This window comes from Bacillus mycoides (genome assembly GCF_018742245.1).
Taxonomy (GTDB): Bacteria; Bacillota; Bacilli; order Bacillales; family Bacillaceae_G; genus Bacillus_A; species Bacillus_A cereus_U.
Genome location: NZ_CP036132.1, coordinates 126,619 through 144,375, shown reverse-complemented (window position 1 = coordinate 144,375; position 17,757 = coordinate 126,619). Strand labels below are relative to the sequence as shown.

Sequence of the window (17,757 nt, the reverse complement as noted above, 5' to 3'; positions counted from 1 at the left end):
TTTTGAGTTTCTAATGTCAAGCAAATGTTACACCAGGATTAGTTGTTATAGTTTACCTGCCATAAGTAAAGTCCATGACCTGGAGCCATCTTTCCAGCAAACTGGCGATTTTGTTTCGCTAAAATCTCTGGAATGCTATCAGGATCAAGCTTTCCTTGCCCTATGTTAAGTAACGTACCAACAATAATTCTGACCATATTATATAAAAATCCATTACCTACAAAACGAAAAATTAATTCATCGTCTTGCTCAATTAATTCGATTTCATAAATTGTTCGCACTTTATCTTTTTTGTCAGTTTTTGCCGAACAAAAAGAAGTAAAGTCATGCGTTCCAATAAAATAAGGAATCGCTTTTCTTATAGAATCTATTTCGAGCGGATATGGATATTGATATACATAATTTCTACGGAATACATCCGCAGTCTTTGATAATAATACACGATAGCGATATTCTTTTTTCTCGACACCGTAACGTGCATGAAATTCTTCTGTTTTCTTCTCTACCTGCCTGATAATAATATCATCTGGCAACATTGTATTTAAAGCATTACTCCATTGCCACTCTTCAAGAGACAAAGGTGTATCAAAGTGTATCACTTGCCCTTTGGCGTGAACGGTAGAATCCGTTCTGCCTGATGCCTGCACACGAACAAGTTCTCCTTTATGTAACTTCTGCAATGCTTTCTCTATTTCTTGTTGAACAGTACGATGCTGTGGTTGAATTTGGTAACCACAAAAATGAATGCCATCATATGCAACTGTACATTTTATTCTTTCCATTTCTCTATTCTCCATTACGACCGCACCCATGCCAAAATACAAGCTAAACAAAGTAAGCTTACAATTGTTACTGTATCACTTATTTTCCAGCGTAGTTGCCTAAATTTAGTACGTCCTTCGCCACTTTGATATCCACGAGCTTCCATCGCAATCGCTAAGTCCTCTGCACGCTTAAAAGCACTGATAAATAGTGGAACGAGTAGTGAGATAATAGCTTTCATCCTATCTTTTATCGGTCCCCCAGCAAAATCGATACCACGTGACGCCTGCGCTTTCATGATTTTACTCGTTTCATCCATTAATGTGGGGATAAATCGAAGAGAAATTGACATCATTAATGCGATTTCATGAACAGGAACTTTCATACGCTTCAACGGCTTTAATAACGTCTCTAAACCGTCTGTAATCTCAATCGGTGTCGTTGTTAACGTTAATAATGTCGTCATTAAAATAATAACGAAAAATCGTATAGAAATGTAGATTCCTTGCTCTAATCCTTTTTCATGTATCGAAAACCAACCAAGCTGGAATAGTACTTCCCCTTCTTTATTTGTAAAAATATGCAGGAAAAATGTAAAAAGAAAAATCCATAAAATTGGTTTTAAGCCCGAAAGTACATAACGAATCGGCACTTTTGCAAAAAATAAAGCAATGAGTGCATATAAAAATAAAAATCCATATGAAATCGCATTATTTGCTAAGAAAACAACAAATACATATAAAAAGACAATCAACAGCTTCGTACGAGGATCAAGTTGATGAATGAGTGACTGACCTGGAATGTATCTCCCAATAATCAACTGCTGCATGATTCATGACCACCTTTTCGTAACACCTGTACAACTTCATGAGTAAGATCCTCTAAAGATAAGGTAGCTTTCGAAATTGAAATACCAAACTTCTCTTCAATTGCACGTTTATACTTTAAAGACATTGGAAGATCCACACCGATTTGTTCTAATTCATCAGCATGTGAAAATACTTCCTCTGCTCTTCCTTGCAAAAAGACCGTTCCTTTATGCATGACCACTATTTGATCTGCATACTTAGCGGCATCCTCCATATTATGGGTAACAAGAATGACTGTAAGCCCCTGTTCCTTATGCAAATTGTAAAACATCTCCATAAGCTCGTGCTGTCCTTTCGGATCAAGCCCTGCTGTAGGTTCATCTAATACAAGCACTTCGGGTTCCATCGCAAGTACGCCCGCTATTGCAACACGCCTCATTTGCCCACCACTTAATTCAAACGGAGAACGCGCTAATAACTCTATGTCCAATCCAACAAGCTGGATTGCATCTTTCGCCTTTTGTTTTGCCTCTTCTTCAGATACACCAAAATTAGTGGGCCCAAAACAAATGTCCTTTTCAACTGTTTCTTCAAATAGTTGATGTTCTGGAAACTGAAAGACAACCCCTACTTTTTTTCGTAGCGGCTTAAGTTTCTTCTCTTTCTTTCCTGCTGAAATTAAATGTTCACCAATTTGAACCGTACCATTTGTCGGCTGCAATAAACCATTTAAATGTTGAATCATCGTTGACTTGCCTGAACCAGTATGACCGATAATGGCATAATAGCCCCCACTTGGAAACGACACGTCTACATCATAAAGTGCGCGTCTTTCAAATGGAGTTTTATATTGATAACGATGTTCTACTTTTTGGAATGTAATCTCCAAAGTTCGTTCACCAAGCTTTCCATTGTAAGATGCGTATTTTGTAAGAGAATTTCATTTCTTTTTAATAATTCTGCTATTTTCACCGAAAAAGGTACATCTAATCCAATTTCTTGGAGCATATGAGAGGATTTAAAAATTTGCGTTGGTGTCCCTTCCTCTAATATTTCTCCCTTATTTAAAATAATAATACGGTCTGACTGTGCAGCTTCTTCTAAATCATGTGTAATTGATAACACAGTGATACCCTTTTGATTAACAAGTTTTCTAACTGTTTCTATTACTTCACGTCTACCTTGAGGGTCTAACATTGAAGTTGCTTCATCTAGTATTAAAATAGATGGCTGAAGTGCTAAAACACCTGCTATTGCCACCCTCTGCTTTTGTCCGCCAGATAACGAATGAGGTTCTTCATTTAGGAAATCTTCCATACGAACAAGTTGCAGAGCCTGCTCTAGTCTTTCTATCATCAGCTCTCTTGGCATTCCGATATTCTCTAAGCCAAATACAACGTCATCTTGTACCGTTGTTCCAACAAATTGATTATCCGGATTTTGAAATACCATCCCAATTTGCTTTCGAACATCCCATACTGTTTCCTCAGATAAAACCATTGTATCATTTACAGTAATTGTCCCTGATTCCGGCAAAAACAAACCATTCAATAACTTTGCAAGTGTAGACTTCCCTGAACCGTTTTGTCCAATGACAGATACCCATTCTCCTTCATATAAGGAAAATGAAACATCTTTTAATGCATAAGAGGCTGCCCCAGGATATTGAAATGATATATTTTCTGTCCGAAGTTTCTCTTTTTTCAATACAAGGCACCCTTTCTTTCGCCAAGTTAGCCCGTTTTTCTATATTTAAAAAAAAAGGGCCATGACCAGTTACTTGAAAAGAACTGTCTTGCCCTTTTAATTATCATTATACTAGCTCGATAATTACCATTGGTGCTGCGTCTCCGCGACGTGGACCAATTTTTGCAATACGAGTGTATCCGCCTTGGCGCTCAGCATAGCGTGGAGCTACATCAGCGAATAATTTTTGAAGTGCATCTTGACCAGTCTCAGCGTTAGCAACCTCATTACGGATGAAAGCTGCTGCTTGACGACGAGCATGAAGATCTCCGCGTTTACCTAAAGTGATCATTTTTTCCACTACAGAACGAAGTTCTTTTGCACGAGTTTCTGTCGTTTGGATGCGCTCGTTGATAATTAAATCAGTAGCTAAATCACGTAACATAGCTTTACGTTGCGCACTTGTACGGCCTAATTTTCTGTATGCCATTCGTAGTTCCCTCCTTTGTTGATGGGTTTAAATCCTCAGTCGTCTTTACGTAAACCTAAACCTAATTCCTCAAGTTTATGTTTAACTTCTTCTAAGGATTTACGTCCTAAGTTACGAACTTTCATCATATCTTCTTCTGTTTTGTTCGCAAGCTCTTGTACAGTATTAATTCCTGCACGTTTTAGGCAATTATAAGAACGAACAGAAAGATCTAGTTCTTCGATAGTCATCTCAAGAACTTTTTCTTTTTGATCTTCTTCCTTCTCGACCATAATCTCAGCATTTTGTGCTTCGTCAGTTAAACCAACAAAGATATTTAAATGCTCAGTTAAGATTTTGGCACCTAAAGAGATAGCTTCTTTTGGCCCGATGCTTCCATCCGTCCATACATCAAGCGTAAGCTTATCATAATTAGCCACTTGTCCGACACGTGTCTTTTCCACTTGGTAAGTCACACGTGATACTGGAGTATAAATAGAATCAATAGGAATTACTCCTATTGGTTGATCTTCGCTTTTATTTGCATCAGCTGGCGTATACCCACGGCCACGCTTTGCAGTTAAACGCATGCGGAAATGCGCATTTTTTGCTAACGTCGCAATGTGTAAATCTGGATTTAAGATTTCAACATCACTATCGTGAGTAATATCAGCAGCTGTGACAATACCTTCGCCCTGTACATCGATTTCCAACGTCTTCTCTTCTTCAGAGTAGATTTTAAGAGCTAACTTTTTCAAGTTTAAGATCATCGTAGTAACATCTTCTACTACGCCCTCTACTGTTGAAAATTCGTGTAAAACGCCATCGATTTGGATAGCAGTTACAGCGGCACCAGGGAGTGAGGATAAAAGAATACGACGTAAGGAGTTACCCAAAGTAGTACCATATCCACGCTCAAGCGGTTCAATCACGAATTTGCCATACTTAGCATCTTCGTTAAGTTCAACCGTTTCGATTTTCGGTTTTTCGATTTCAATCATTAACTAAACCCTCCTTCAAAACGTCGAAACCCCGGTTAAACAAAGGAAAAACCTCTGTTTAACCGAAAGTCCCCCTTAGGCAGTTCCCGATTGTGCACAACAAGCGATGTTTCTGTACGAAATTTCTCGATAATGCATCATATCCATTATAGACAAAAGGGAAAATTCTATACAGAAAAATTACACACGACGACGTTTTGGTGGACGACATCCATTATGAGGAACTGGAGTAACATCTCTAATTGCTGTTACTTCTAGACCTGCCGCTTGAAGAGCACGAATTGCAGCTTCACGACCAGCACCAGGACCTTTAACAGTAACCTCTAAAGTTTTTAAACCATGCTCCATTGCAACTTTAGAAGCAGCTTCAGCAGCCATTTGCGCAGCGAATGGAGTAGATTTACGAGATCCACGGAAACCAAGTGCACCAGCACTAGACCAAGAAAGTGCGTTACCGTGAGTATCTGTAAGTGTTACGATTGTGTTGTTGAAAGTAGAACGAATATGAGCTATACCAGCTTCAATATTCTTTTTCACACGTTTTTTACGAGTGTTTGTTTTACGTGCCATTGTTAGTTCAACCTCCTTTACTTATTATTTCTTTTTATTTGCTACTGTACGACGTGGACCTTTACGCGTACGAGCATTGTTTTTAGAGTTTTGACCACGAACTGGTAAACCACGACGGTGACGAAGACCACGGTAAGAACCGATCTCCATTAGACGTTTAATGTTAAGAGATACTTCACGACGAAGGTCTCCCTCAACTTTAATACGATCGATGATATCACGGATACGTCCTAATTCATCTTCCGATAAATCACGAACTCGTGTTTCCGAAGAAATACCAGCTTCTGTAAGAATTTTTTCAGCAGTTGTGCGACCAATGCCGAATACGTAAGTTAAAGAAATAACAACGCGCTTGTCACGAGGAATATCTACACCTGCGATACGTGCCATTCTGAATGCACCTCCTTCTGATTAACCTTGTTTTTGTTTATGTTTAGGGTTTTCACAAATAACCATTACTTTTCCACGTCTACGAATAACTTTACATTTTTCGCAGATTGGTTTAACTGACGGTCTTACTTTCATGTCTCGAACCTCCTTAAAGATTACGGAGTGCTATATTATTTAAAACGGTACGTAATACGACCACGATTTAAATCGTACGGAGATAATTCTACCGTAACTTTGTCTCCTGGTAAAATACGAATGAAGTTCATACGGATTTTACCAGAAACGTGAGCCAATACGACATGCCCATTCTCTAATTCTACTTTGAACATAGCATTTGGCAACGTTTCAAGAACGGTACCTTCGACTTCAATTACATCATCTTTAGCCATTCAATAGTTCTCCCTTCTTCAAATCAGTAACATTTTACACTGCTCTGAAATCCCGGAGAGCCAGCTACTTATAAAGTGGTAAGGATTTCGTATCCTGCTTCTGTAAGAGCAATCGTGTGCTCAAAGTGGGCACACCATTTACCATCTACCGTTACCACTGTCCAGTCATCAGATAGTGTTTTTACATATCGTCTTCCTTGATTCACCATCGGCTCAACACAGATGACCATTCCCGGCTTTAATCTAGGGCCTCTATTTGGTGGACCATAGTGCGGGATTTGAGGGTCCTCATGTAAGTCTTGCCCGATTCCGTGACCAACATACTCCCTAACGATCGAGAATCCATTCTCTTCAGCATGGGTTTGAACCGCATGTGAGATATTTGATAATCTTTCGCCTGGTTTTACTTGTTCTAGACCAAGATACAACGATTTTTCTGTGACATCAAGTAACTTTTGAACAGATTCAGAAATGTTTCCAACTGGATACGTCCATGCAGAATCTCCATGGTACCCATTGTATTTCGCACCAATATCGATACTGATGATATCGCCCTCTTCGAGTTTACGCTTCCCTGGAATCCCGTGTACAAGCTCTTCATTTACAGAAGCACATATGCTCCCCGGAAATCCGTTATATCCTTTAAAAGATGGCGTAGCACCATATTTTCGAATCGTCTTTTCCGCTATTTGATTGAGCTCTTTCGTTGTAATTCCTGGAGTAATATGTTGTTTCAACTCTTGATGAGTTAAAGCAACGATCCTGCCAGCTTCTCGCATGATTTCTATCTCGCGAGGAGTTTTGCAGATGATCATTACGCTAAGCCCCCGATGAGAACATCGATATCAGCAAATACTTTATTGATATCTTGCTCACCATTAATGCTTTCTAAGTAACCAAGCTCCCCGTAGAAATCAAGCAAAGGTTTTGTTTGCTTAATATTTACATCTAAACGATTTGCTACAGTTTCTTCGTTGTCATCAGAGCGTTGATATAATTCGCCACCACATTTATCGCACACATCAGCTTTTGCTGGCGGATTGAATTCTAAGTGGTAAGTCGCACCACACTCTTTACAAATGCGACGACCTGTAAGGCGTTTTAATAACAACCCTGAATCCACATTAATGTTTAAAACATAGTCGATTTTTTTGCCAAGATCTTTCATAATCTCTTCAAGAGCTGATGCTTGTGCAACAGTTCGTGGGAAACCATCTAATAAGAATCCTTTAATACAGTCTTCTTGACTTAAACGTTCACGAACAATTCCGATTGTAACTTCATCTGGAACAAGCGCACCTTTATCAATAAAAGATTTTGCTTGTAAACCAAGTTCAGTTTCAGCCTTCATAGCTGCACGGAACATATCTCCCGTTGAGATGTGAGGGATGTTATACTTGGCAACAATCTGTTCGGCTTGTGTACCTTTACCAGCACCAGGAAGCCCCATTAAAATTAAGTTCATCCTTGTTCCCCCTCAGTACATGAGCATGTAGGGAAGATAATTCTTCCCACTTACTCACTGCTTGATAAACCCTTTGTAATGGCGTTTTACTAATTGGCTTTCTAGCTGCTTCATTGTTTCTAAAGCAACGCCGACAACGATTAACATACTCGTTCCACCAATCTGTGCAGATGGAGGAAGATTTCCCAATTTCGTAAAGATAACTGGTAAGATTGCAATCGCTGCTAGGAAAATTGATCCCACAAAGGTCAAACGATACAAGATTTTTGTTAGATATTGTTCTGTATTCTTACCCGGACGAATACCTGGAACATATCCACCTTGCTTGTTTAGATTCTCTGACATTTGCTCTGGATTAACCTGAACAAATGCATAGAAGTATGTGAAGGCCACAATGAGCACAACATATATGATCATTCCCACTGGGTGAGAATAGTTAAAGTTTGCAATAATCCACTGCGATACATCATGTTTCGGGAAGAACTGTGCAATAGTTGGAGGCGTAATTAAGAATGAAACAGCAAAAATGACTGGAATAACACCCGCACTATTTACCTTAAGTGGTAAATGAGTGTTTTGTGCTCCAGCATGATTCCCATTCCCTCCTGTTACACGCTTCGCGTATTGAATTGGGATCTTTCTAACAGCCTGTTGAATGAAAATAACACCAACAATAACTGCTAGCACAGCTAGTAAAATCAATGCAACTTTAACGATACTCATGAACAATTGATCTCCGATATTTTGAAACTGTTGTTGATACACTTGAGATATAACACTTGGGATCGCTGCGGCAATACCACCAAAGATAAGAATGGAAATACCATTACCTACACCTTTAGATGTAATCTGCTCACCTAACCACATTAAAAATGCAGTACCAGCAGTCAGTACCGTAGCAATGTATAAATAAGTGCTCCAACCTGGATTCAAAATTAATTGCCCACCTACCATACCGTTAAAACCGATTGACATACCAAACCCCTGAATAAACGCAAGAACAATTGTAAAGTAACGCGTGAATTGCGTTAGTTTACGACGGCCCATTTCGCCTTGCTTCGACCATTCCGAAAATTTAGGAACAACATCCATCTGCAATAATTGCACGATGATGGATGCTGTAATATACGGCATGATTCCCATCGCGAAGATGGAGAAGTTCTTCAAGGCGCCACCGCCAAATGTATTTAGGATACCTAAGGCATTTAATTGATCTTGTGCTTTCAGTACGTCTCCATTTGTAAATGGCACTGGGATAAACGTGCCAATCCTGAATACGACTAACATCGCTAAAGTGAATAATATTTTACGTCTTATCTCAGCAACGCGCATAAAGTTGGAGATTGTACGAAACATTAGATCACCTCAACTGATCCGCCAGCTGCTTCAATTGCTTCTTTAGCACTTGAAGAGAACTTGTGCGCTTTAACAGTTAATTTTTTCTCTACTGCTCCGCTTGCAAGAATTTTAACACCGTCGTTTAATTTGCTGATAACGCCAGTTTCCAGCAATAATTCAGGTGTTACTTCTGTACCATCTTCAAAACGATTTAACGTTGATAAGTTTACAATAGTAAACTCTTTACGGTTAATGTTTGTGAAGCCGCGTTTTGGTAAACGACGGAATAGTGGAGTTTGACCACCTTCGAAGCCAAGACGAACACCGCCGCCAGAACGTGCGTTTTGTCCTTTATGACCTCTACCAGCAGTTTTACCGTTACCAGAACCGATACCACGACCGACACGGTTACGTACTTTACGAGAACCTTCTGCAGGTTTTAATTCATGAAGTTTCATTCCCAGGCACCTCCTTATATTAATGAGTTATCCTTAAGCTTCTTTTACAGTTATAAGGTGAGAAACTTTGTTGATCATACCAAGAATAGCAGGAGTTTCTTCCTTAACTACAGTTGAATTCAACTTTTTAAGACCTAAAGCTTCTACCGTCGCACGTTGATCTTGTGGACGACCAATTACACTACGAGTGAGGGTAATTTCTAACTTTTTCGCCATTTGTTTTCCCTCCTTAACCTAGTAGCTCTTCTACAGATTTACCGCGTAATTTTGCAACATCTTCAGCGCGCTTAAGTTCGCTTAATCCGTTCACAGTAGCGCGAATCATGTTGATTGGTGTGTTAGAACCAAGAGATTTCGAAAGAATATCTTGTACACCAGCTAATTCTAGTACCGCACGAACAGGTCCACCAGCAATAACACCAGTACCCTCAGCAGCAGGTTTTAAGAATACTTCACCAGCTCCAAAATGACCGTTGATTGTGTGTGGAATTGTTGTACCAACTAATGGTACTGCGATTAAGTTTTTCTTAGCGTCTTCGATAGCTTTACGGATTGCGTCTGGTACCTCTTGTGCTTTACCAGTACCGAATCCAACATGACCGTTTTTATCGCCAACTACAACTAGTGCAGCAAAGCGGAAACGACGACCACCCTTAACAACTTTCGCGACACGATTTATCGTAACTACACGTTCTTCAAGTTCTAATTTACTTGGGTCAATGCGTTGCATCAATTTTCCCTCCTTTGACCATTAAAATTGTAATCCAGCCTCACGAGCAGCTTCAGCTAGAGCTTTAACACGGCCATGGTATAAGTAACCACCGCGATCAAATACTACTTCTTTAACGCCTTTCTCTACAGCACGCTTAGCAACTGATTCTCCAACTTTCGTAGCAGCTTCAGTATTGCTAGTACCGTTAAGAGCAAGGTCTTTATCAAGAGTAGATGCACTTACTAATGTTACACCATTTACATCATCAATAACTTGAGCGTAAATATGTTGGTTAGAACGGTACACGTTTAAACGTGGACGTTCTGCAGTACCAGTAAGTTTAGCACGTACACGTGCATGTCTTTTCTTACGAGTCGCATTTTTAGCAGCTTTAGTGATCATTCTTGTCACTCCTTTCTTTCACCTAACGGGTTTACTTAGCAGTTTTACCTTCTTTACGACGAACAACTTCGCCTTCGTAACGAATACCTTTACCTTTATATGGTTCAGGAGCACGTACAGCACGGATGTTAGCAGCAAATTCGCCAACACGTTGCTTGTCGATACCTTTAATTACGATTTTAGTTGGTACAGGTACTTCAACTTCAAGTCCTGCTTCTGGAGTCATTTCTACTGGATGAGAATAACCTACGCTTAAAACAAGTTTATCACCTTGTTTTTGAGCACGGTAACCAACACCGACTAATTCAAGTCCGCGTGCAAAACCTGTAGTTACACCTTCAACCATGTTTCCGATTAAAGCACGAGTTGTACCGTGTAATGCACGGTGTTCCTTCTGTTCAGATGGACGCTCAACTGTTAGTGTATTTTCTTCAATTTTGATAGACATATCAGTTTTGAAAGTACGAGTTAATTCACCTTTAGGGCCTTTTACTGTTACAGTATTGTCTTCTGCAACTGTAATAGTAACACCTGCAGGGATTTCAAGAATCTTTTTACCAATACGAGACATGTGGTCACACCTCCGTTCGTTTTAAATATATATTACCAAACGTATGCTACTACTTCTCCACCAGTTTGTAATTGACGAGCGTCTTTGTCTGTCATTACTCCCTTAGATGTAGAAACAAGAGCGATACCTAATCCGTTAAGTACACGTGGTACTTCATCAGCTTTTGCGTAAACGCGTAAGCCAGGTTTACTGATACGTTTTAATCCAGTGATTACACGTTCATTGTTTGCACCATATTTCAGGAAAATACGAAGGATACCTTGTTTGTTATCCCCGATGTATTCTACATCACGAATGAAACCTTCACGTTTTAAAAGTTCAGCGATCTCTTTTTTGATTTTAGAAGCAGGAACCTCTAATTTCTCATGACGTACCATATTCGCATTACGGATGCGAGTAAGCATGTCTGCAATTGGATCTGTCATCACCATGTGTTTTACCTCCTTCCCATTTGTGGGTTTTACCAACTAGCTTTTTTAACACCAGGAATTTGACCTTTATATGCAAGTTCACGGAAACAAATACGGCAAAGCTTAAATTTGCGGTATACAGAATGCGGACGACCGCAGCGTTCGCAACGTGTATACTCTTGTACTTTAAACTTAGGAGTACGCTTTTGTTTCGCGATCATAGATTTTTTAGCCACGTTTTCGCCTCCTCTACTTAGCGTTGGCTTCCATTATTTTTGGAATGGCATACCGAATTGTGTTAAAAGTTCACGAGCTTCTTCATCAGTTTTCGCTGTAGTAACGATTACGATGTCCATACCGCGGACTTTACTTACTTTATCATAATCAATCTCAGGGAAAATCAGTTGCTCTTTAACACCTAATGTGTAGTTCCCACGACCATCGAATGATTTCTTAGAAACACCACGGAAATCACGTACACGTGGTAAAGAAACTGATACTAATTTGTCGAAGAACTCATACATTTGTTGTCCGCGTAAAGTTACTTTCGCACCGATTGGCATACCTTCACGAAGACGGAAACCAGCGATTGATTTTTTAGCGCGAGTTACAACAGGTTTTTGACCTGCGATTTGCGTTAATTCTTCTACTGCATTGTCTAAAGCTTTTGAGTTAGATACCGCGTCACCAACACCAGTGTTGATTACGATCTTTTCGATTTTCGGTACTTCCATCACAGATTTATAGTTAAACTTGCTCATTAGAGCAGGAGTAATTTCCTTTTGGAACTTCTCTTTAAGGCGATTCAATGAAGTGACCTCCTTTCTTAAGAAAATTATTTATCTAATAATTCACCAGATTTTTTTGCAATACGAACTTTTTTACCATCTTCTACTTTGAAGCCTACGCGAGTAGGTTCGCCTGTTTTCGGATCTAATACCATAACATTAGAAACGTGAATAGGTGCTTCTTTCGTAATAATTCCACCTTGTGGATTTAATTGAGATGGCTTAGAGTGTTTTTTAACGATGTTAACACCCTCAACGATAACACGGTTTTGCTTTGGGAAAGCCACAAGGATAACGCCTTGTTTTCCTTTGTCTTTACCAGTGATTACCTGAACTTTATCACCTTTTTTTACATGCATCTTAATTCTGCACCTCCTTAGCAAGGCAATACCTTAAATTATAGAACTTCTGGAGCTAAAGAAACGATCTTCATGAAGTTGCTATCACGTAATTCACGAGCTACTGGTCCGAAGATACGAGTACCACGTGGGCTCTTATCGTCTTTGATGATAACCGCTGCGTTTTCATCAAATTTAATGTAAGAACCGTCCGGACGACGAGCTCCGCTCTTCGTACGTACCACTACTGCCTTAACAACGTCACCTTTTTTAACAACGCCACCTGGTGTTGCTTGTTTTACCGTAGCAACGATAATATCACCAATATTAGCATATTTACGACCAGAGCCGCCTAATACTTTAATTGTTAAAAGTTCACGTGCACCAGAGTTGTCAGCAACTTTCAAACGAGATTCTTGTTGGATCATGTTATGAAACCTCCCTTCGGACTAAAAATTCCGATTCGTCTATTTAGATAATAACCGCTTCTTCAACGATTTCAACTAAACGGAAACGCTTAGTAGCAGAAAGCGGGCGAGTTTCCATGATTTTAACGATATCGCCAAGTTTCGCTTGGTTTTGCTCATCATGGGCTTTGTACTTTTTAGAATACTTAACACGTTTTCCGTACAAGGAATGAGTTTTGTAAGTTTCAACTAAAACTGTAATCGTTTTGTCCATTTTATCAGATACAACACGACCAGTATAAACTTTGCGTTGGTTACGTTCGCTCACTATGCAAACCTCCCCTCAATTTATCGATTAATTCCGATCTCTCTTTCACAAACTACAGTTTTCATACGAGCAATCGCTTTGCGTACTTCACGGATGCGAGTTGGATTCTCTAATTGTCCTGTAGCAAGTTGGAAGCGAAGATTGAATAATTCTTCCTTTAAAGCTTTAACTTTTGTTTCGATTTCGGCAGTGGTTAATTCACGAATATCATTAGTTTTCATTAGATTCACCACCATTTTCTTCACGTTTTACGAATTTACATTTCACAGGTAACTTGTGAGCTGCAAGACGTAATGCTTCGCGTGCTACCTCTTCAGATACACCCGCGATTTCAAACATAATTTTCCCAGGTTTTACTACTGCTACCCAGCCTTCTGGTGCCCCTTTACCGGAACCCATACGTACTTCAAGAGGTTTTGCAGTGTAAGGTTTAGAAGGGAAAATTTTAATCCATACTTTACCGCCACGTTTCATGTAACGAGTCATTGCACGACGAGCAGCTTCGATTTGACGGTTTGTAATCCATGAAGCAGCTTGTGCTTGTAAACCGAATTCACCGAAAGCAATTTCAGTTCCACCTTTTGCACGACCACGCATTTTACCACGATGCTCTCTACGATATTTTACGCGTTTTGGCATTAACATATTATTTTCCTCCTTCCTCAGAAGCTTTCTTTTTTGTAGGAAGGACTTCTCCACGGTAGATCCATACTTTTACGCCTAATTTACCGTATGTTGTATCAGCTTCAACTGCTGCATAGTCAATATCAGCGCGAAGTGTATGAAGTGGAACAGTTCCTTCACTGTAAGATTCTGCACGAGCGATATCAGCTCCGCCAAGACGACCAGAAACCTGTGTTTTAATACCTTTTGCTCCTGCACGCATAGCACGTTGAATAACTTGCTTTTGTGCACGACGGAATGATACACGGTTTTCTAATTGACGAGCGATGTTTTCGCCTACTAATTTAGCGTTAAGATCAGCTCTCTTAACTTCTAAAATGTTGATGTGTACACGCTTGCCTGTTAATTGGTTAAGAGCTTTACGAAGTGCTTCAACTTCAGTACCACCTTTACCAATTACCATACCAGGTTTCGCAGTGTGAATTGTAACATTTACACGATTTGCTGCACGTTCGATTTCTACTTTAGCAACAGCAGAATCTTTTAAGCGTACAGTAATGTACTCACGGATTTTGATGTCTTCATGTAATAACGTAGCATAATCTTTCTCAGCGAACCAACGAGATTCCCAGTCGCGGATAATACCGACACGAAGACCAATTGGATTAACCTTCTGACCCATCGATTATCCCTCCTTCTTTTCTGATACCACAACTGTGATGTGGCTTGTGCGTTTGTTAATTTGGCTTGCACGACCCATTGCACGTGGACGGAAACGTTTCAACGTTGGACCTTCGTCAACGAAGACTTTTTCAACAACTAGGTTGTTAATATCCATCTCATAATTGTGCTCTGCATTTGCGATTGCAGATTTTAAAACTTTTTCTACAACTGGAGAAGCAGTTTTTGGTGTGTGGTTAAGGATAGCAATCGCTTCACCCACTTGCTTACCTCGGATTAAGTCTACTACTAAACGAACCTTACGAGGAGCAATACGAACTGTTCTCACTACTGCTTTAGCTTGCATTGAAGTGCCTCCTCTCATTATCTTCTAGTTTTCTTATCGTCAGCAAGGTGACCTTTATACGTACGAGTTGGTGCGAATTCACCTAACTTATGGCCAACCATATCCTCAGTGATGTACACAGGTACGTGTTTACGACCATCATATACAGCGATTGTGTGTCCGATGAACTGAGGGAAGATAGTTGAACGGCGAGACCAAGTTTTAACAACTTGTTTTTGCTCAGATGCAACTAATTTTTCCATTTTGCTCATTAAGTGGTCATCGACAAATGGTCCTTTTTTTAAGCTACGAGCCATTTTGGTGCCTCCCTTCGTGATTGGCGTACGGTTCTTGAAACGAACCGTACTACAATCCCATTATTTTTTACGACGACGAACGATAAATTTATCAGACGCTTTGTTTTTCTTACGAGTCTTGAATCCAAGAGTTGGTTTACCCCATGGAGACATTGGAGACTTACGTCCGATTGGAGAGCGTCCTTCACCACCACCGTGTGGGTGATCAACCGGGTTCATTACAGAACCACGAACTGTTGGGCGCTTACCTAACCAGCGAGAGCGACCTGCTTTACCGATTTTGATAAGTTCGTGTTGTTCGTTACCAACTTGACCGATTGAAGCGCGACAAGCAGATAATACTAAACGTACTTCACCAGAAGTTAAACGTACAAGTACGTATTTTCCTTCTTTACCAAGTACTTGAGCAGATGTACCAGCAGAACGAACTAATTGTCCGCCACGACCAGGCTTAAGCTCGATGTTATGAACAACAGTACCTACTGGAATGTTGATTAATGGTAATGCGTTACCGATTTTAATGTCAGCTTCAGGGCCAGACATAATTTCCATACCTACTTCTAAAGTTTTAGGAGCAAGAATGTAACGTTTTTCACCGTCAACGTAGTTAATTAATGCGATATTCGCAGAGCGGTTTGGATCATATTCGATCGTAGCAACGCGTCCTGGAATTCCATCTTTATTACGCTTAAAGTCGATGATACGGTATTGACGCTTATGTCCGCCACCTTGATGACGTACAGTAATTTTACCTTGGTTATTACGACCAGCCTTTTTGCTTAAAGGAGCAAGTAAAGACTTTTCCGGTCTGTCAGTCGTGATTTCAGCGAAATCATTCGTAGTCATGTTACGACGACCGTTAGTAGTTGGATTATACTTTTTAATTCCCATCTCAATTTCCCTCCTTCTTTAGTAAGAATTAAACGCCTTGGAAGATTTCGATTTCTTTGCTGTCAGCAGTTAGCTTAACGATTGCTTTACGACGACGGCTAGTAAAACCAGCGTGACGACCAACGCGTTTTGCTTTCGGCTTGTAGTTCATGATGTTTACTTTGTCTACATTAACACCAAAGATCGCTTCTATCGCGTCTTTAACTTCTGTTTTATTAGATTTAACGTCCACGTCGAACGTGTATTTTTTTTCAGCCATCATTTCCATAGAACGTTCAGTGATAACTGGGCGCTTAATGATATCACGAGGATCTCTCATTATGCAAGCACCTCCTCTACTTTTTCCACTGCCGCTTTTGTCATGATTAGCTTATCATGATGAAGCACATCTAGCACGTTTACGCCATCAGCAGTGATTACTGTTACTCCTGGGATATTGCGAGCAGATAACTCTACAGATTCGTTTGCATCAGCAGTTACGATAAGAGCTTTCTTCTCAACAGTTAATCCTTTAAGTACTGCTACCATGTCTTTTGTTTTTGGTGCATTTAGCACTAGGTCTTCAAGAACTACAATGTTGTTCTCAACTACTTTAGTAGCTAATGCAGATTTGATTGCTAAACGACGAACTTTCTTAGGAAGTTTGTACGCATAGCTTCTTGGTGTAGGTCCGAATACCGTACCACCACCACGCCATTGAGGAGAGCGGATAGAACCTTGACGAGCACGTCCAGTTCCTTTTTGACGCCATGGTTTACGACCACCACCGCGAACTTCAGAGCGAGTTTTTACTTTGTGTGTACCTTGACGTAAAGATGCACGTTGCATCATTACAGCTTCAAATAGTACAGCTTCATTTGGTTCGATACCGAAAATAGCTTCAGCTAATTCGATTTCACCAACCTGTGAACCAGTTTGGTTATATACAGTAACTTTTGGCATTGGAATTCCTCCTTCCTATTGTGAATTATTTGCTAACCTTCACAGCGCCTTGAACAACTACAAGAGATTTCTTAGCACCTGGAACGTTACCTTTTACTAGTAATAAGTTGCGCTCAGTGTCAACTTGAACGATTTCTAAGTTTTGGATAGTAACTTGGTCTCCACCCATACGTCCAGCAAGTTTTTTGCCTTTGAATACACGGTTCGGAGCAACTGGCCCCATTGAACCTGGACGACGGTGATAGCGAGAACCATGAGACATAGGTCCGCGAGATTGTCCGTGGCGTTTAATAACACCTTGGAAACCTTTACCTTTAGAAATTCCTGTTACGTCAACGATTTCACCTGCAGCGAAAACTTCAACTTTTACCTCTTGACCAACCTCTAATCCGTCCACGTCTGCATCGCGGATTTCGCGAATGAAGCGCTTAGGAGTTGTAGATGCTTTAGCAGTGTGGCCTTGTTCAGGTTTGTTAGTTAACTTTTCACGTTTATCTTCAAATCCTAACTGAATTGCGTTGTAGCCATCAGTTTCAGTTGTTTTCTTTTGAAGAACAACGTTTGGATTAGCAGCGATTACCGTTACTGGGATTAACTCACCGTTCTCAGCAAATACTTGAGTCATACCGATCTTTCTTCCTAAGATTCCTTTGGTCATGAGTTACACCTCCTACATTTTTAAGT

33 protein-coding genes are annotated in these 17,757 nt (G+C 40.1%); all 33 read right to left on the bottom strand.

From position 1 onward, the window contains the following. Positions 1-38: 38 nt before the first annotated feature. Entirely contained in the window at positions 39-782 is a 744-nt protein-coding gene (gene truA, locus EXW56_RS00830; protein WP_002202053.1) for a tRNA pseudouridine(38-40) synthase TruA, read from the bottom strand. A 14-nt stretch (positions 783-796) separates the two neighbouring features. After that, entirely contained in the window at positions 797-1,591 is a 795-nt protein-coding gene (locus tag EXW56_RS00825; RefSeq protein WP_002113328.1) for an energy-coupling factor transporter transmembrane component T family protein, read from the bottom strand. Next, positions 1,579-2,460, bottom strand: a complete 882-nt coding sequence (locus tag EXW56_RS00820; protein ID WP_002113327.1) for an energy-coupling factor ABC transporter ATP-binding protein — start codon at positions 2,458-2,460, stop codon at positions 1,579-1,581. The genes EXW56_RS00825 and EXW56_RS00820 overlap by 13 nt, the downstream gene beginning before the upstream one ends. Then, a complete protein-coding gene (locus tag EXW56_RS00815; protein WP_002113326.1) occupies positions 2,436-3,278 on the bottom strand; it encodes an energy-coupling factor ABC transporter ATP-binding protein in 843 nt (280 codons plus the stop codon). Before EXW56_RS00815 ends, EXW56_RS00820 begins: the two co-directional genes overlap by 25 nt. Positions 3,279-3,384: 106 nt before the next feature. Beyond that, a complete protein-coding gene (gene rplQ / locus EXW56_RS00810) occupies positions 3,385-3,747 on the bottom strand; it encodes a 50S ribosomal protein L17 (protein ID WP_000331490.1) in 363 nt (120 codons plus the stop codon). Between the two features lie 35 nt (positions 3,748-3,782). After that, positions 3,783-4,727 (bottom strand): DNA-directed RNA polymerase subunit alpha, encoded by a 945-nt coding sequence (locus EXW56_RS00805; RefSeq protein ID WP_002009743.1) that lies wholly within the window; start codon positions 4,725-4,727, stop codon positions 3,783-3,785. A gap of 180 nt (positions 4,728-4,907) precedes the next feature. Next, positions 4,908-5,297 carry a 30S ribosomal protein S11 gene (gene rpsK / locus EXW56_RS00800; RefSeq protein ID WP_002009745.1) on the bottom strand — a complete coding sequence of 130 codons (390 nt, stop codon included), beginning with the start codon at positions 5,295-5,297 and terminating at the stop codon, positions 4,908-4,910. Between the two features lie 24 nt (positions 5,298-5,321). After that, positions 5,322-5,687: a 30S ribosomal protein S13 gene (rpsM, locus tag EXW56_RS00795; RefSeq protein WP_002009746.1), complete on the bottom strand. Its 366-nt coding sequence runs from the start codon at positions 5,685-5,687 to the stop codon at positions 5,322-5,324. 21 nt (positions 5,688-5,708) lie between these two features. Next, positions 5,709-5,822 (bottom strand): 50S ribosomal protein L36, encoded by a 114-nt coding sequence (rpmJ, locus tag EXW56_RS00790; RefSeq protein WP_000868344.1) that lies wholly within the window; start codon positions 5,820-5,822, stop codon positions 5,709-5,711. Positions 5,823-5,857: 35 nt separating this feature from the next. Further along, positions 5,858-6,076 (bottom strand): translation initiation factor IF-1, encoded by a 219-nt coding sequence (infA, locus tag EXW56_RS00785; RefSeq protein ID WP_001029884.1) that lies wholly within the window; start codon positions 6,074-6,076, stop codon positions 5,858-5,860. Between the two features lie 68 nt (positions 6,077-6,144). Beyond that, positions 6,145-6,891, bottom strand: a complete 747-nt coding sequence (map, locus tag EXW56_RS00780) for a type I methionyl aminopeptidase (RefSeq protein WP_002091537.1) — start codon at positions 6,889-6,891, stop codon at positions 6,145-6,147. Continuing rightward, positions 6,891-7,541, bottom strand: a complete 651-nt coding sequence (locus EXW56_RS00775; protein ID WP_002113324.1) for an adenylate kinase — start codon at positions 7,539-7,541, stop codon at positions 6,891-6,893. Before EXW56_RS00775 ends, map begins: the two co-directional genes overlap by 1 nt. 54 nt (positions 7,542-7,595) lie before the next feature. After that, positions 7,596-8,897, bottom strand: coding sequence for a preprotein translocase subunit SecY (gene secY, locus EXW56_RS00770; RefSeq protein WP_215597122.1), 1,302 nt, complete (start codon positions 8,895-8,897; stop codon positions 7,596-7,598). After that, positions 8,897-9,337, bottom strand: coding sequence for a 50S ribosomal protein L15 (rplO, locus tag EXW56_RS00765; protein ID WP_002009754.1), 441 nt, complete (start codon positions 9,335-9,337; stop codon positions 8,897-8,899). The genes secY and rplO overlap by 1 nt, the downstream gene beginning before the upstream one ends. A gap of 33 nt (positions 9,338-9,370) precedes the next feature. Next, entirely contained in the window at positions 9,371-9,553 is a 183-nt protein-coding gene (gene rpmD / locus EXW56_RS00760; protein ID WP_001085231.1) for a 50S ribosomal protein L30, read from the bottom strand. A gap of 13 nt (positions 9,554-9,566) precedes the next feature. Then, on the bottom strand, positions 9,567-10,067 hold the full coding sequence (gene rpsE / locus EXW56_RS00755; RefSeq protein WP_002009759.1) for a 30S ribosomal protein S5: 501 nt from the start codon (positions 10,065-10,067) through the stop codon (positions 9,567-9,569). A 21-nt stretch (positions 10,068-10,088) separates the two neighbouring features. After that, positions 10,089-10,451: a 50S ribosomal protein L18 gene (gene rplR, locus EXW56_RS00750; protein ID WP_002009761.1), complete on the bottom strand. Its 363-nt coding sequence runs from the start codon at positions 10,449-10,451 to the stop codon at positions 10,089-10,091. A 31-nt stretch (positions 10,452-10,482) separates the two neighbouring features. Then, positions 10,483-11,022: a 50S ribosomal protein L6 gene (gene rplF, locus EXW56_RS00745; protein ID WP_002063425.1), complete on the bottom strand. Its 540-nt coding sequence runs from the start codon at positions 11,020-11,022 to the stop codon at positions 10,483-10,485. Positions 11,023-11,054: 32 nt separating this feature from the next. Continuing rightward, positions 11,055-11,453 (bottom strand): 30S ribosomal protein S8, encoded by a 399-nt coding sequence (rpsH, locus tag EXW56_RS00740; protein ID WP_002009764.1) that lies wholly within the window; start codon positions 11,451-11,453, stop codon positions 11,055-11,057. A gap of 29 nt (positions 11,454-11,482) precedes the next feature. After that, positions 11,483-11,668, bottom strand: a complete 186-nt coding sequence (rpsN, locus tag EXW56_RS00735; RefSeq protein ID WP_001085700.1) for a 30S ribosomal protein S14 — start codon at positions 11,666-11,668, stop codon at positions 11,483-11,485. Between the two features lie 33 nt (positions 11,669-11,701). Further along, positions 11,702-12,241 (bottom strand): 50S ribosomal protein L5, encoded by a 540-nt coding sequence (rplE, locus tag EXW56_RS00730; RefSeq protein ID WP_002091528.1) that lies wholly within the window; start codon positions 12,239-12,241, stop codon positions 11,702-11,704. Positions 12,242-12,267: 26 nt separating this feature from the next. After that, a complete protein-coding gene (gene rplX / locus EXW56_RS00725; protein ID WP_000558201.1) occupies positions 12,268-12,579 on the bottom strand; it encodes a 50S ribosomal protein L24 in 312 nt (103 codons plus the stop codon). Positions 12,580-12,617: 38 nt separating this feature from the next. Continuing rightward, on the bottom strand, positions 12,618-12,986 hold the full coding sequence (rplN, locus tag EXW56_RS00720; RefSeq protein WP_000615912.1) for a 50S ribosomal protein L14: 369 nt from the start codon (positions 12,984-12,986) through the stop codon (positions 12,618-12,620). Positions 12,987-13,029: 43 nt separating this feature from the next. Beyond that, on the bottom strand, positions 13,030-13,293 hold the full coding sequence (gene rpsQ / locus EXW56_RS00715) for a 30S ribosomal protein S17 (protein WP_000004106.1): 264 nt from the start codon (positions 13,291-13,293) through the stop codon (positions 13,030-13,032). A gap of 20 nt (positions 13,294-13,313) precedes the next feature. Beyond that, positions 13,314-13,514 (bottom strand): 50S ribosomal protein L29, encoded by a 201-nt coding sequence (gene rpmC / locus EXW56_RS00710; RefSeq protein ID WP_002091523.1) that lies wholly within the window; start codon positions 13,512-13,514, stop codon positions 13,314-13,316. Continuing rightward, complete coding sequence (gene rplP / locus EXW56_RS00705; protein WP_000928969.1) at positions 13,504-13,938, bottom strand: 50S ribosomal protein L16; 435 nt, start codon at positions 13,936-13,938, stop codon at positions 13,504-13,506. The genes rpmC and rplP overlap by 11 nt, the downstream gene beginning before the upstream one ends. A gap of 1 nt (position 13,939) precedes the next feature. Then, positions 13,940-14,599, bottom strand: a complete 660-nt coding sequence (rpsC, locus tag EXW56_RS00700) for a 30S ribosomal protein S3 (protein ID WP_002009771.1) — start codon at positions 14,597-14,599, stop codon at positions 13,940-13,942. A 3-nt stretch (positions 14,600-14,602) separates the two neighbouring features. Then, complete coding sequence (gene rplV / locus EXW56_RS00695; protein WP_002009773.1) at positions 14,603-14,944, bottom strand: 50S ribosomal protein L22; 342 nt, start codon at positions 14,942-14,944, stop codon at positions 14,603-14,605. A gap of 17 nt (positions 14,945-14,961) precedes the next feature. After that, a complete protein-coding gene (rpsS, locus tag EXW56_RS00690) occupies positions 14,962-15,240 on the bottom strand; it encodes a 30S ribosomal protein S19 (RefSeq protein ID WP_000124454.1) in 279 nt (92 codons plus the stop codon). A 60-nt stretch (positions 15,241-15,300) separates the two neighbouring features. Next, the gene (gene rplB / locus EXW56_RS00685) at positions 15,301-16,131 is read right to left on the bottom strand and encodes a 50S ribosomal protein L2 (RefSeq protein WP_002113320.1); all 831 of its coding nucleotides are present in this window, start codon (positions 16,129-16,131) and stop codon (positions 15,301-15,303) included. 28 nt (positions 16,132-16,159) lie between these two features. Next, positions 16,160-16,450: a 50S ribosomal protein L23 gene (gene rplW / locus EXW56_RS00680; RefSeq protein WP_001205557.1), complete on the bottom strand. Its 291-nt coding sequence runs from the start codon at positions 16,448-16,450 to the stop codon at positions 16,160-16,162. Then, positions 16,450-17,073 carry a 50S ribosomal protein L4 gene (rplD, locus tag EXW56_RS00675; protein WP_001127261.1) on the bottom strand — a complete coding sequence of 208 codons (624 nt, stop codon included), beginning with the start codon at positions 17,071-17,073 and terminating at the stop codon, positions 16,450-16,452. The genes rplW and rplD overlap by 1 nt, the downstream gene beginning before the upstream one ends. Positions 17,074-17,098: 25 nt before the next feature. Next, positions 17,099-17,731 (bottom strand): 50S ribosomal protein L3, encoded by a 633-nt coding sequence (gene rplC / locus EXW56_RS00670; protein ID WP_000160209.1) that lies wholly within the window; start codon positions 17,729-17,731, stop codon positions 17,099-17,101. Positions 17,732-17,757: the final 26 nt, after the last annotated feature.